Raw genomic sequence first — 12,643 nt, forward strand, 5'->3', positions numbered from 1 at the left:
TCTTGATGAGAGGGGTTGCCTTCACCACCACCCAACCCTCCCCCATCGAGGGGGAGGGCTTTAGGGACGCGGCCAAAGAAAAAGGCGGGCGCGCCGTGCACACCCGCCTCATTCTCCGTTCGTCGGCGCTCAAGCAGCGAGCGTAGCGCGGCGCGGCAGCGCCTTAGATCAAGCTACCGTGGCAGTGCTTGAACTTGCGGCCCGAGCCGCAGGGGCAGTCGCCGTTGCGGCTGGTGCGTTCCCAGCCGACGGGCAGGGCCTCGACCGGCAGCCTGGAGCGGTCGTCGCCGGTCAGCATGCCTTCGGGGTTCTGGGCCATCGGGTTCAGCATCTCGTTCTCGCCGGTGCCGGGGTTCAGGTGGATTTCCTGGAACTCGGGCATCTCCATCTGCGGCGGCGGCTGGAAGTGGAACTCGACCGTCATCAGCCAGCGCGTCACATTGTGGCGCAGATCGTGCAGCAGGCCCTCGAACAGGTTGAAGGCCTCGGTCTTGTATTCGTTCAGCGGGTCGCGCTGGCCGTAGCCGCGCAGGCCGATCACGCCGCGCAGATGGTCCAGGTGGACCAGGTGCTCGCGCCACTGCATGTCGATCATCTGCAGCATGAACTGCTTTTCGAGGCCGCGCGTCTGGTCGGCGCCGATCAGCGCCAGGCGCTCGGCGGCGCGGGCGTCGGCAGCGGCCAGGATACGTTCTTCGATCTCCTCGTTGGAGACGCCTTCCTCGGCCGCCCAGTCTTTCAGCGGCAGCTCAAGGCCCAGGGTCGACTTCACCTTCTCGTCCAAGCCGTCGATGTCCCACTGCTCGGCGTAGGCCTTGGGCGGCATGTAGCGCTCGACCAGGTCGTTGATCGCGTCGTTGCGGAAGTCGGCGACCAGCTCCGACAGGTCCTCGGAGTCCATGAACTCCTGGCGCTGTTCGAACACGGCCTTGCGCTGGTCGTTCACGACGTCGTCGTACTTCAGCACGTTCTTGCGCATGTCGTAGTTGCGGGCTTCGACGCGCTTCTGGGCCGTCTCGACGGCGCGGTTCAGCCAGGGGTGGCTGATGGCCTCGCCCTCGGCCACGCCGAAGGACTTCATGATCGCGTCCAGACGGTCGCCGGCGAAGATGCGCAGCAGGTCGTCTTCGCACGACAGGTAGAATTTCGAGGTGCCGGGGTCGCCTTGGCGGCCGGTCCGGCCGCGCAGCTGGTTGTCGATGCGGCGGCTTTCGTGACGTTCCGTGCCCAGGACGAACAGGCCGCCGGCGGCCAGGGCCTGTTCCTTGGCGGCGGCGATCTCGGCCTTGAACTCGGCCTCCTTGGCGGCCAGGGCCTCGGGCGTGACCTCGACGGCCATGTTGCGCTGTTCCTGGGTCCAGCGCTGGACGCGCATCTCCAGGTTGCCGCCCAGCTGGATGTCGGTGCCGCGGCCGGCCATGTTGGTGGCGATGGTCACGGCGCCCGGCAGGCCGGCGTCGGCGACGATATAGGCTTCCTGCTCGTGCTGGCGCGCGTTCAGGACGTTGTGCGGAATGCCGCGGCCGGTGACGTAGGTGATGTCATAGGCCTCGTCGCCGACCTTCTGCGCATCCTTCTCGCGGCCGACGTATTCGGGCTTGAGCGTGCGGGCGGTCTCGACCTTGTAGGCGTAGGTCTTCAGGACCTCGGACAGCTCTTCCGACTTCTCGATCGAGACGGTGCCGACCAGGATCGGCTGGCCCTTGACGTGGCACTCGGCGATCTGGGCGGCGATGGCCGCATTCTTCTCCTTGAAGGTGCGATAGACCTCGTCGTCGTAGTCCTTGCGCTGGATCGGACGGTTGGTCGGCACCTCCAGGACGTCCATCTTGTAGATGTCGAGGAATTCCTGGGCCTCGGTCGCGGCCGTGCCGGTCATGCCGGACAGCTTGTCGTAGAGGCGGAAATAGTTCTGGATCGTCACCGAGGCCAGGGTCTGGTTCTCGGGCTGGATCTTGACGTCTTCCTTGGCCTCGATGGCCTGGTGCAGGCCTTCCGACAGGCGGCGGCCGGTCATCATGCGGCCGGTGTATTCGTCGATCAGGACGATCTCGCCGTCCTTGATGATGTAGTCCTTGTCGCGCTGGTACAGGGTGTTGGCGCGCAGGGCCTGGTTGACGTGGTGGACCAGGCTGACGTTGGCCGGGTCGTACAGGCCCGCCGTGTCCTCGGCCAGGTGGCCGCCGGCTTCCAGCATCTCCTCGATGCGCTCCGAGCCCAGTTCGGTCAGCAGGGCCTGGCGCTGCTTTTCGTCCAGGTCGAAGGTCGCCTTGTCCTGGACCAGTTCCTTCACCAGACCGTCGACGATCTTGTAGAAGTCCGAACGGTCCTCGGTCGGGCCGGAGATGATCAGGGGCGTGCGCGCCTCGTCGATCAGGATGGAGTCGACCTCGTCGACGATGGCGTAGTGGTGGCCGCGCTGGACCATCTCGCGACGGTCATAGACCAGGTTGTCGCGCAGGTAGTCGAAGCCGAATTCGTTGTTGGTGCCGTAGGTGATGTCGGCGTTGTAGGCCATCTGCCGCTGGCCCTGGCTCAGGCCGTTGACGATGACCCCGACCTCCAGGCCCAGGAAGCGATAGACGCGGCCCATGGTGTCGGCGTCGCGGCGGGCCAGGTAGTCGTTGACGGTGACGACGTGGACGCCCTTGCCCAGCAGGGCGTTCAGATAGACCGGGGCCACGGCCACCAGGGTCTTGCCTTCGCCGGTCCGCATCTCGGCGATGCCGCCCTCGTGCAGGATCATGCCGCCGGCCATCTGTACGTCGTACTGGCGCTGGCCCAGGACGCGCTTGGAGGCCTCGCGCACCACGGCGAAGGCCTCGTTCAGCAGCTTGTCCAGGCTCTCGCCGGCTTCGATGCGGTCCTTGAACGTCTGCGTCATCATGCGCAGTTCGTCGTCCGAGAAGGCCTCGAACTTGGATTCCAGGGCGTTGATCTTCTGGACCTGGCCCATGAAGGCCTTGACCTTGCGGTCGTTGGAGGAACCGAGAAGTTTCTTGGCGAAGCCGAGCATGGGCGATCCGGGTCAGGCGGTCGAGCGGCTGAAGGCTCAGAAAAAGTCAGGTCTCGCCCTGTCGAACGGCCGGATCGACGCCGACCCCGGCCCTCCCTGCAGTCAGGGCGCGCGAAGGGTGGCGCATACGATCGAAAACCCCTCGACTTGGGCGCAGGCGGGACTTAAGCACCGCCCTTATCCCTGTCAACGCGAGGGCCTTGTTCAAGGCCGCGCCGCGCAGGGCGAACGGCCGCCCGGGCGGCCTGTCCCTGACCCTCGCCCTGGGAGCGTCCGATGCGAGCGCCGCGTCCCCTCCACAGCCTGATTCTGGTCGCCGCCGCGGGCCTGACCCTCGGCGTCGCCGCCTGCGGGCGCGGCGCCGACGACACGGCGCCCGAGAAGCACGACCGCGTCGTGGCGCGGGTGCACGACCGCTCCGTCTGGGCCTCGGACGTGCGACGCGAGGCGGTGGCCCAGGGTCTGATCGGCGAGGGTGAGCCGCTGGACGTCTCGTCCGAACTGTTCCGCCGGGTCCTCGACGAGGTCGTCGATCAGAAGCTTCTGGCCCGCGAGGCCGAGCGCCGCGGCCTGGATTCCAGTCCCGCCGCCCAGCGCCGCCTGCAGGCCGTACGCGAACGCATTCTCGGCGACATGCTCGTCGAGAAGGTGGTGGCCGGCGCCGTGTCGGAACAGGCCGTGCGGCGTCTGCACGAGGAACAGCAGCGGCTGGCGCGCGTCACCGAGGAGATTCGCGTGCGCCTGATTCTGTCGCCGACCAAGGATCAGGCCGACGCCGTCCTGGGCGTCCTGGGGCAGGGCGCGGCCTTCGAGGCCGTGGCTGTCCAGCGCTCGATCGACGACGCCACCCGCTATTCCGGCGGCGACCTGGGCTATTCGACGCTCGATGTCCTGCCGGGCCCCTATGCCGCCGCCCTGCAGGGCCGGACGCCCGGCTCGGTCGTCGGCCCGATCCAGACCGAGACCGGCTGGGCCGTGCTCAAGGTCGAGGATCGCCGCGTCGAGACGCCCCCGACGCTGGAGCAGGCCCGGCCCCAGATCATCCGCTATCTGACCTATGAAGGCGTGCGCCAACTGCTGGAGCAGCTGCGTGGCAAGGCCAAGGTCGAAATCACCCTGGACGGCGCCGCCCAGCCCGGCGCCGCCCAGCCTGGTGCGGCCGCCGCGCCGACTCCTCCCGCTCCGCCCTCCGCCGCCGGAACCGCCTCATGAGCCTGCCCCCCGCCTCCAAGCCCGCCTCGGCCGGCAAGAAGATCGAGTCCGCCATCGAAAAGGCGCTGGATCCCCTGGCCTCGGCCCTGAAGCGCGCCACCCAGCCGGCCTCTACGCCGGCCGCCGCGCCGGGCAAGCCCGGGCTGATGGTCTCGCCGCTGGCCGTGCCCTTCCCGACGATTCCGCCGATCGGCGGGGTCGAGATCGCCACGGCGCGCGCCGGTTTCTACAAGCACGAGCGCGACGATCTGGTGGTCTTCCGCTTCCCCGAGGGCGCGTCCTGCGCCGGCGTCTTCACCCGGCACAAGGTCGGCTCGGCCCCGGTCGACTGGTGCAAGCGCCAGCTGGAGACGGACAAGGGCGGCGAGGGGGTCAGGGCCCTGGTCGTCAACGCCGGCTGCGCCAACGCCTTCACCGGCAAGGCCGGGGCCGACGCCGCCCGCCGCACCGCCGCCGAGGTGGCCAAGCGTTTCGGCTGCCGCCAGCGCGACGTCATGCTGGCCTCGACCGGGGTCATCGGCGTGGTGCTGGACGACACCAAGATCACCGCCCGCCTGCCCGAGGTCGAGGCGGGGTTGAAGGCGGACGCCTGGGCGAAGGCCGGTCTCGGCATCATGACCACGGACACCTTCCCCAAGGGGTCTTACGCCGAGTGCGAGATCGAGGGCGTGAAGGTGAAGATCGCCGGGATCGCCAAGGGCTCGGGCATGATCGCGCCGGACATGGCGACCATGCTGGCCTTCATCGCCACCGACGCCGACATCGCCCCGCCGGTGCTGAAGGCCCTGCTGAACCTGCACGTCCGCACCACCTTCAACAGCGTCACCGTCGACGGGGACACCTCGACCAATGACACCGCCCTGCTGTTCGCCACCGGCGCCTCGGGCGCGCCGCGCATCGGCCGGGTGGGCGACCGCCGCCTGAAGGACTTCTCGGCCGCTCTGGACGCCGTCATGCTCGACTTGGCCCACCAGCTGGTGAAGGACGGCGAGGGCGCGACCAAATTCGTCAAGGTGACGGTCGACGGCGCCGCCAGCCCCGCCTCGGCGCGCAAGCTGGCCAAGTCGATCGCCGACAGCCCCCTGGTCAAGACCGCCATCGCCGGCGAGGACGCCAATTGGGGCCGCATCGTCATGGCCGTGGGCAAGACGGAGGAGGCGGTCGACCGCGACCGTCTGGCCATCCGCTTCGGCCCCCACGTCGCGGCGGTCGACGGCGCCCCATCGCCTGACTACGACGAGGCGGTCATGAGCGCCTATATGAAGAACCCCGAGATCGACATCACCGTGAACGTCGCCTCGGGCCGCGCCTCGGCCACCGTGTGGACCTGCGACCTGACCAAACGCTACATCGAGATCAACGGGGACTATCGCTCGTGAGCGAGACGCCTGCCGTCCCCACCGTTCTCGTCGTCGCCGTCGCCCTGATCGACCCGGACGGCCGGGTGCTGATCGCCAAACGGCCCGAGGGCAAGCAGTTGGCGGGCCTGTGGGAATTCCCCGGCGGCAAGGTCGAGCCGGGCGAGCGGCCCGAAGCCGCCTTGATCCGCGAGCTGAAGGAAGAACTGGGAATCGACGTGAAGGAGGCCTGCCTGGCCCCCTTCGTGTTTACCAGTCACGCTTACGATTCCTTTCACCTGTTGATGCCACTGTATCTGTGCCGGCGCTGGTCCGGCGTGGTCGAGGCGCGCGAGCACGCGGGCCTGGCCTGGGTCAAGCCGGACAAGCTGTCGGCCTATCCCATGCCTCCGGCCGACGAACCGCTGATCGCCTGGCTGCGCGATCTGCTCTGACGGACGAGCCGCCGAGGGAGGGGCCGGATGCGAGAATTCATCGGACGCTTCCATCGCGACGACAGCGGCGCCACGGCCATTGAATACGGCCTGATCTGCGCCCTGATCTTCCTCGTCATTCTCGCCGCCGTCACGGCCTTCGCCGACAAGTCGACGGCCATGTACGACCTCGTCAGCACGGCCATCAGCAACGCCATCGACGGCGTCTGACCGGCCGGGTCAGCCGTCTTCGCCGGTCTGTTCCCGCACCCCCAGAGCATCTGCCAGCCGAGTCTTGGCCGAGCCGCGCTTGGCGGGCTTCTGCTGGCTTTCGTGCGGCGCCCATCCCGCCAGGTGCACCATCTCGAAGGTCGCGGGGATGCGCCCGTCCGCCTCGGCGTGGCGTTCGGCGTAGAGCTGGGCCGCGCGGGCCAGGACGGGGCGGCTGAGCGGTCGGATCGGCCCGGCCAGGACGTTGGTCTCGCCCATGGCCCGCAGGTCGCGCATCAGGGCGAACAGGTCAGGGTAGCGCACCGTGACCCGATCCACGTCGCTGACCGGCAGGGCGAAGCCCGCCCGCTGCAGCAGACCCGCCCCGTCGAAGCCGTCGGCGAAGGGCGAGACGCGGGCCTGGGCCCCGCCGCGGACCTCCAACTCGGCCTCGGTCAGCACGCCGCGCAGCTCCTTCAGCGTCGCCGCGCCGAACAGGCTGGCCACGAACAGGCCGTCGGGTCTCAGGGCGCGGCGAATCTGCGCCAGGGCGCCGGGCAGGTCGTTGGCCCAGTGCAGGCCCAGCAGATTGACGATCAGGTCGGCCGACTGGTCCTCCAGCGCCAGGGGCCCGGCGCCCGGCGCGGCGCGCTCGGCCGTCGAGCCGACGGCGCGGACCTCGGCTGCCCGGTCGCGCGCCGGGCTGTCGGCCAGGGCGCGGGCGAAGACGCCGGGGTGGGGCGACAGGTCGACGGGCGCCTGAAACTCGCGCAGGATGACGGCCAGGCTGTCGACGGCGTTCTCTGCCGCGCGCTGGTGCAGGAAGTCCGCGCGGGGAAACAGGGTCGCGGCGCGCGCCAGGCGGGCGGCGCGTCGGCGGGCGTCGAACAGGATCGGGGGACCGGAGGAGGGGGCGCTCATGTCGGTTCAGGATGGGGGCTGGCGAGGTCGATTAAAAGGCGTGATCGCGCCTTTAGCATCCGGCGGGCGCGATGCGGGACGAGTCCTGCTCGACCTGCTGCTGCCGCCCCTGGCTCACGACAGCCGCGCGGCGGCCGCCTCGGCGGGCCTGTCGCCCGACGCCTGGAGCCGGGTCGCCTTTCTGGAGGCCCCGGTCTGCGACGGCTGTGGCGCGGCCTTTGAATACGACGGCGGGGATTTCGCGTCCGAGCGCTGCGCCGCCTGCCTGGCCGCCCCCTATGCCTTCGCACGCGCCCGGGCCGCCTGCGTCTATGACGAGGCCTCGCGCGCTGTGATCCTGAAGTTCAAGCACGGCGACCAGCAGCAGTTCGCCCCCCTGTTCGCGCGCTGGATCAGCCGTTCGGCCGCGCCCCTGATCGAGACGGCCGACGCCGTGGTCCCCGTGCCCCTGCATCGCTCGCGCCTGCTGGCCCGCCGCTTCAACCAGGCCGCCGAGGTGGCCCGGCCCCTGGCCCGCGCCGCCCGGCTCGACTACCTGCCCGACGCCCTGGCGCGGGCCCGGCCCACCGCCAGCCAGGGCGGCAAGTCGGCGCGCGGCCGCCGCCTGAACGTGCGTCAGGCCTTTTCCGTCACCGAGGCGGGGCGGCGGCGGATCAAGGGGCGGCGGATCCTTCTGGTCGACGACGTGCTGACGACCGGGGCCACGGCCGAGGCCTGCGCGCGGGCGCTGATCGCGGCCGGCGCCCGCGCCGTGGACCTGGCGGTGATCGCGAGGGTGCGAACCGCGCGCGAACCGCCTAAATGAGGGGGAACCGACCCCGTAAGGAGATCTGCGTTGGCTGAAGTCGTCATCTACACCAAGCCCGGCTGCCCCTATTGCGTCCGCGCCATGGCCCTGCTGGACCGCAAGGGCGCGGCCTACACCGAGATCGTCGCCTCCAACGATCCCGACAAGAAGGCCGAGATGGTGGAGCGGTCGGGCGGCGCGGCCACCTTCCCGCAGATCTTCATCGACGGAAAGCACGTCGGCGGCTCGGACGACATCCACGCCCTGGACCGCAAGGGCGGGCTCGATCCCCTGCTGGCGGCCTGAACGACGCATGGCTGAAACGCTCGACATCGCCCTGGTCCAGACGCGCACGCCGGCGACGGCGGCCGCGGGGCTGGTGCATGTCGAGCCCCTGATCCGCCGGGCGGCGGCCGAGGGCGCGAAGCTGATCGCGACGCCCGAGGGGACCAACCTCCTGGAGCAGCGTCGGGCCTTGCGCGACGCCGCCCTGGCGGACGAGGCCGCCGATCCCGCCGTCGCTGGGCTGAAGGGCCTGGCCGCCGAGCTGGGCGTCTGGCTGGCGGTCGGCTCGGTCCTGGTGCGCTCGGGGGTCGAGGGCGACGCCCGCGCCGCCAACCGCTCCCTGCTGCTCGACCCGACCGGCGCCGTCGCCGCCCGCTATGACAAGCTGCACGTCTTCGACGTCGACCTGCCGGGCGGCGAGACCTATCGCGAGAGCGCTGCGGTGCGGCCGGGCGAGGCGGCCGTGGTCGCCGACACCCCCTGGGGGCGGCTGGGCCTCAGCATCTGCTACGACGTGCGCTTCCCGCATCTGTATCGCGGCCTGGCCAAGGCGGGGGCCTCGCTGATCGCCGTCCCGGCCGCCTTCACCCGCCCGACCGGCGAGGCGCACTGGGAGACCCTGCTGCGCGCCCGCGCCATCGAGACGGGGGCCTTCGTCCTGGCCCCGGCCCAGGGCGGGACGCACGAGGACGGCCGCCGGACCTGGGGCCGCTCCCTGGTCGTCGACCCCTGGGGCCAGGTCATCGCCCGCGCCGACCACGACGAGCCTTGCCTTGTCCACGCAAAGCTGGACATGAGCGCCGTGGAGCGGGCGCGCGGCGCGGTGCCGTCCCTGCTCCACGACCGCGATTTCGACCTGCCGACGCCATGATCCGCTACGCCCTGTCCTGTGACCACGACCACGGCTTCGAGGCCTGGTTCGCCTCCTCGTCCGACTTCGACGACCAGGCGGGGCGCGGCCTGATCGAATGCCCCTTCTGCGGCTCGACCGTCGTGCGCAAGCAGGTGATGGCCCCGGCCGTTTCCGGCACCAAGAAGACCGCGCCCTCGCCCGACGCCATGGCGCGGATGCAGGGCATGATGATGCAGGCCGCGCGCGAGGTGCGCGACCACGTCGAGCGGAATTTCGACTACGTTGGCGACGCCTTCGCCCGCGAGGCCCGCGACATCCACGAAGGCCGCAGCGAGAAGCGCGAAATCTACGGCGAGGCCACCCCCGCCGAGATCAAGAAGCTCAAGGACGACGGCGTGCCCTGCGCTCCCCTGCCCAGCCTGCCGCCCGACCCCAAGAAGGCGAACTGACCCGATGTCCCTGATGATCGCCCTGGCCGCGGCCGCGCTGCAGACGGCGTCAGCTCCGGCCCCCGACCTGTCCTGGCTGGCCGGCTACTGGCTGGACTGCTCCGGCGGGCGCGAGGCGTCCGAGACCTGGAGCGACCCGCGCGCGGGTCTGATCGTCGGCCACACGGTGACGGTGCGCAACGGCCGCAGCGGCTTCGAGAGCGCCCGCATCGGACCCTTGCCGGACGGCGGCCTGGCCTATTTCGCCCAACCCGGCGGGGCGCCCGTGACGGTCTTCCGCCTGGTCGACAGCGGTCCGAACCGCGTCGTCTTCGCCAATCCGGACCACGATTTTCCACGCCGCATCCTCTATGAGCGCGCGGGTGATGTGCTGACCGCCCGGATCGAAGGGGCGGCCGACGACGAGAACCGGAGCGCGCAATGGCGATTCAACAGGGCGGAGCTGAACGCCCGCTGTCCTCATTGACCTGGCGGCCGATGACGCCGGACGACCTCGACGGCGTGGTCGCGGTGGCCCAGCTGTCCTTCCCCGATCATCCGGAAGAGCGCGCCTGCTTCGCCAACCGCCTGGCGCTGCATCCCGAGGGCTGCTTCGTCCTGGCCGCCGAGGCCGGGCCGGTCATGGGCTATCTGGTCGCCTATCCGTGGCGGCGGAACGCGGCGCCGCCGCTGAACGTGCTGATCGACGCCATCCCCGCCGACGCCGAGGTCCTCTATCTGCACGACCTGGCCCTGCACCCGGACACGCGCGGCGGCGGCTGCACCAGGCCTGTGATCGAGCGCTTGGCCGAACAGGCCGGGGCCGCGGGCTGGCCGGCCATCGCCCTGGTGGCGGTCAACGACGCCTCGGCCTTCTGGAGCCGCAACGGCTTCGAGATCCAGACCCCGCCCGGCATGGCCGAGAAGCTGGCCAGCTACGGCGACGACGCCCGCTACATGGTCCGGCCGCTCTGAGGGATCAGGCGGCCCGCGTCGCCATCATCATATAGTTGATGCCCACGTCGTCGCCCTCGCTCCAGCGGTCGTTCAGCGGGTCATAGGCCAGGCCATAGGGGCCGGTGACGGTCAGGGGCTCGCCATCCAGCATGGCGCGCAGTTCCTCGGGCTTGAGGAACTGGCGCCAGTCGTGGGTCCCGGCGGGCACCCAGCGCAGCACGTATTCCGCCGCGACCTTGCCCAGCAGCAGCCCTTTCAGCGTGCGGTTCAGGGTGGCGACGATCATCATCCCGCCCGGCTTGATCAGCTTCGAGCAGGCGCGGATGAAGGCCTCCGGGTCGGCGACGTGCTCGATCACTTCCAGGGTCAGGACCACGTCGAACGGTCCGGCGCCGGCCTCGACCATCTGCTCCACCGTGGCGGCGCGATAGGCGATGTCCAGCCCGACCTGGTCGGCATGGGCGCGGGCCGTGCCGATGTTCTCGGACGAGGCGTCGATGGCGGTGACGTCGAAGCCCATCCGCCGCATCGGCTCGGCGATCAGCCCGCCGCCGCAGCCGATGTCGATCAGGCTGAGCCCGGCGAAGGGCGCCCGCGCGCGCACGTCGCGGTCGAAGTGTTCGGCGGCCCGGTCGCGCACGAATTTCAGCCGCGCGGGATTGAAGCGGTGCAGGGGGGCGAAGGGGCCCTTGGGGTCCCACCATTCGGCCGCCTGGGCGGAAAAACGGGCGACGTCGGCAGGATCAATGCTCGGCCCTTCGGCACGATCAGTAGCAAAGGATGAAAAACCCTCTTCGCTTTGGGGTTTGCGCGGATCGAGGCTGTCGGTAGAAGCGGGCATGGGCAGAGGCATGGACCGCCTGCGCCCGCCATGCAAGCAGGGGATCAGACGCCAGGATGACGCGGGCCGACACGAACCGGTTGGTGATGAAGTTCGGCGGCACCTCCATGGCCGACCTGGAACGCATCCGTCGTGCGGCGCGCATCGTCGCCGCCGAGGCCGCCAGGGGCAAGGGCGTCGCCGTGGTCGTCTCGGCCATGGCGGGCAAGACCAATGAGCTGGTGGCCTGGACCGACGGCGTCGGCGCCGCCGCGCCGGGCCTCTACGGCGACGGCGCCCTGTCGGACGACGAATATGACGTGGTGGTCGCCTCGGGCGAGCAGGTGACCTCGGGCCTGCTGGCCCTGACCCTGCGCAACATGGGCCTGAAGGCGCGCAGCTGGATGGGCTGGCAGATTCCGATCCTGACCGACGACGCCCACGGCCGCGCCCGCATCGAGGACGTGCAGGGCGACGCGCTGGGCGCCGCCGTCGACGCGGGCGAGATCGCCATCGTGCCGGGCTTCCAGGGCGTGACCCGCGACGGGCGCATCACCACCCTGGGCCGGGGCGGCTCGGACACCTCGGCCGTGGCGGTCGCCGCGGCGCTCGGCGCGCCGTGCGACATCTACACCGACGTGGACGGCGTCTATACGACCGACCCGCGCATCCAGAGCCGCGCACGGCGGCTGGAGCGCGTCTCCTACGAGGAGATGCTGGAAATGGCGTCGCTCGGCGCCAAGGTGCTGCAGACCCGCTCGGTCGAGCTGGCCATGCACAAGCGCGTGCCGGTGCGCGTCCTGTCCAGCTTCATCGAGCCGGATGAAAACGGAAACCTGCCGCAACACGCCGGCACCCTGATTTGCGACGAGGATGAGATCGTGGAAAAGCGCATCGTTTCCGGCGTGACCATGAGCCGGGACGAAGCCCGGATCACGCTGCTGGGCCTGTCGGACCGCACGGACGCCCCGGCCGACGTCTTCACCCGCCTGGCCGAGGCGGAGGTCAACGTCGACATGATCGTGCAGAGCCAGGCCCGCACCGAAGGCGCGGTCAACCTGACCTTCACCACGGGCCGCCGCGACGCGCGCCGCGCCGCGGACCTGATGACCGCCGCGAAGGCCGAGATCGGCTTCGAGGAGCTGCGCGTCGACGACGACGTGGCCAAGGTCTCGGTCATCGGCGTCGGCATGCGCAGCCACGCCGGCGTGGCCCAGACCATGTTCCGCGCCCTGGCCGACAAGGGCATCAAGTTCCAGGCCATCTCCACCTCGGAGATCAAGATCAGCGTGCTGATCGATTCGGACTACGCCGAACTGGCGGTGCGGGCGCTGCACGCCGCCTATGGATTGGACGCGGACTAGGATGTCCGATGAGGCCGCC

Annotated in this window: 14 protein-coding genes; 11 read left to right on the forward strand and 3 right to left on the reverse strand. The window is 70.1% G+C overall.

Going from position 1 to position 12,643, the window contains the following annotated elements:
• Positions 1-163: 163 nt before the first annotated feature.
• Positions 164-3,016 carry a preprotein translocase subunit SecA gene (secA, locus tag D8I30_RS06385; protein WP_121481999.1) on the reverse strand — a complete coding sequence of 951 codons (2,853 nt, stop codon included), beginning with the start codon at positions 3,014-3,016 and terminating at the stop codon, positions 164-166.
• A 276-nt stretch (positions 3,017-3,292) separates the two neighbouring features.
• Here secA and D8I30_RS06390 point away from each other — a divergent pair, with 276 nt between their 5' ends.
• Genes D8I30_RS06390 through D8I30_RS06405 form a run of 4 tightly spaced genes read left to right on the forward strand, consistent with a single transcriptional unit; the run spans position 3,293 to position 6,230 of the window.
• Positions 3,293-4,228 carry a peptidylprolyl isomerase gene (locus D8I30_RS06390; RefSeq protein WP_121482000.1) on the forward strand — a complete coding sequence of 312 codons (936 nt, stop codon included), beginning with the start codon at positions 3,293-3,295 and terminating at the stop codon, positions 4,226-4,228.
• Entirely contained in the window at positions 4,225-5,607 is a 1,383-nt protein-coding gene (argJ, locus tag D8I30_RS06395) for a bifunctional glutamate N-acetyltransferase/amino-acid acetyltransferase ArgJ (protein WP_121482001.1), read from the forward strand. The genes D8I30_RS06390 and argJ overlap by 4 nt, the downstream gene beginning before the upstream one ends.
• Positions 5,604-6,020, forward strand: coding sequence for a (deoxy)nucleoside triphosphate pyrophosphohydrolase (locus D8I30_RS06400; RefSeq protein ID WP_121482002.1), 417 nt, complete (start codon positions 5,604-5,606; stop codon positions 6,018-6,020). Before argJ ends, D8I30_RS06400 begins: the two co-directional genes overlap by 4 nt.
• Before the next feature lie 27 nt (positions 6,021-6,047).
• Positions 6,048-6,230 carry a Flp family type IVb pilin gene (locus D8I30_RS06405; protein WP_121482003.1) on the forward strand — a complete coding sequence of 61 codons (183 nt, stop codon included), beginning with the start codon at positions 6,048-6,050 and terminating at the stop codon, positions 6,228-6,230.
• Between the two features lie 9 nt (positions 6,231-6,239).
• On the opposite strand, the gene D8I30_RS06410 is transcribed toward D8I30_RS06405, so the two are convergent.
• Positions 6,240-7,130 (reverse strand): methyltransferase domain-containing protein, encoded by an 891-nt coding sequence (locus D8I30_RS06410; RefSeq protein ID WP_121482004.1) that lies wholly within the window; start codon positions 7,128-7,130, stop codon positions 6,240-6,242.
• Between D8I30_RS06410 and D8I30_RS06415 the strand changes: the two genes are divergently transcribed.
• From D8I30_RS06415 to D8I30_RS06440, 6 genes are read left to right on the forward strand one after another with little or no spacing between them, the layout of a single operon-like run.
• On the forward strand, positions 7,129-7,935 hold the full coding sequence (locus tag D8I30_RS06415; protein WP_121482005.1) for a ComF family protein: 807 nt from the start codon (positions 7,129-7,131) through the stop codon (positions 7,933-7,935). The genes D8I30_RS06410 and D8I30_RS06415 overlap by 2 nt on opposite strands.
• A 30-nt stretch (positions 7,936-7,965) precedes the next feature.
• On the forward strand, positions 7,966-8,223 hold the full coding sequence (gene grxC, locus D8I30_RS06420; RefSeq protein ID WP_121482006.1) for a glutaredoxin 3: 258 nt from the start codon (positions 7,966-7,968) through the stop codon (positions 8,221-8,223).
• Positions 8,224-8,230: 7 nt separating this feature from the next.
• Entirely contained in the window at positions 8,231-9,073 is an 843-nt protein-coding gene (locus D8I30_RS06425; RefSeq protein WP_121482007.1) for a carbon-nitrogen hydrolase family protein, read from the forward strand.
• Positions 9,070-9,504, forward strand: coding sequence for a DUF1178 family protein (locus D8I30_RS06430; protein WP_121482008.1), 435 nt, complete (start codon positions 9,070-9,072; stop codon positions 9,502-9,504). The genes D8I30_RS06425 and D8I30_RS06430 overlap by 4 nt, the downstream gene beginning before the upstream one ends.
• A gap of 4 nt (positions 9,505-9,508) precedes the next feature.
• Positions 9,509-9,970, forward strand: a complete 462-nt coding sequence (locus D8I30_RS06435) for a DUF6265 family protein (RefSeq protein ID WP_121482009.1) — start codon at positions 9,509-9,511, stop codon at positions 9,968-9,970.
• Entirely contained in the window at positions 9,925-10,458 is a 534-nt protein-coding gene (locus D8I30_RS06440) for a GNAT family N-acetyltransferase (protein ID WP_121482010.1), read from the forward strand. The genes D8I30_RS06435 and D8I30_RS06440 overlap by 46 nt, the downstream gene beginning before the upstream one ends.
• A 4-nt stretch (positions 10,459-10,462) precedes the next feature.
• Here the strand turns inward: D8I30_RS06440 and ubiG are convergent, their stop codons facing one another.
• Positions 10,463-11,281 carry a bifunctional 2-polyprenyl-6-hydroxyphenol methylase/3-demethylubiquinol 3-O-methyltransferase UbiG gene (gene ubiG, locus D8I30_RS06445; RefSeq protein ID WP_121483419.1) on the reverse strand — a complete coding sequence of 273 codons (819 nt, stop codon included), beginning with the start codon at positions 11,279-11,281 and terminating at the stop codon, positions 10,463-10,465.
• Positions 11,282-11,337: 56 nt separating this feature from the next.
• Between ubiG and D8I30_RS06450 the strand changes: the two genes are divergently transcribed.
• Positions 11,338-12,624, forward strand: a complete 1,287-nt coding sequence (locus D8I30_RS06450; RefSeq protein WP_121482011.1) for an aspartate kinase — start codon at positions 11,338-11,340, stop codon at positions 12,622-12,624.
• The last annotated feature ends 19 nt before the right edge of the window (positions 12,625-12,643 follow it).

The organism is Brevundimonas naejangsanensis (assembly GCF_003627995.1).
In the GTDB taxonomy this organism is placed as follows: Bacteria; Pseudomonadota; Alphaproteobacteria; order Caulobacterales; family Caulobacteraceae; genus Brevundimonas; species Brevundimonas naejangsanensis_B.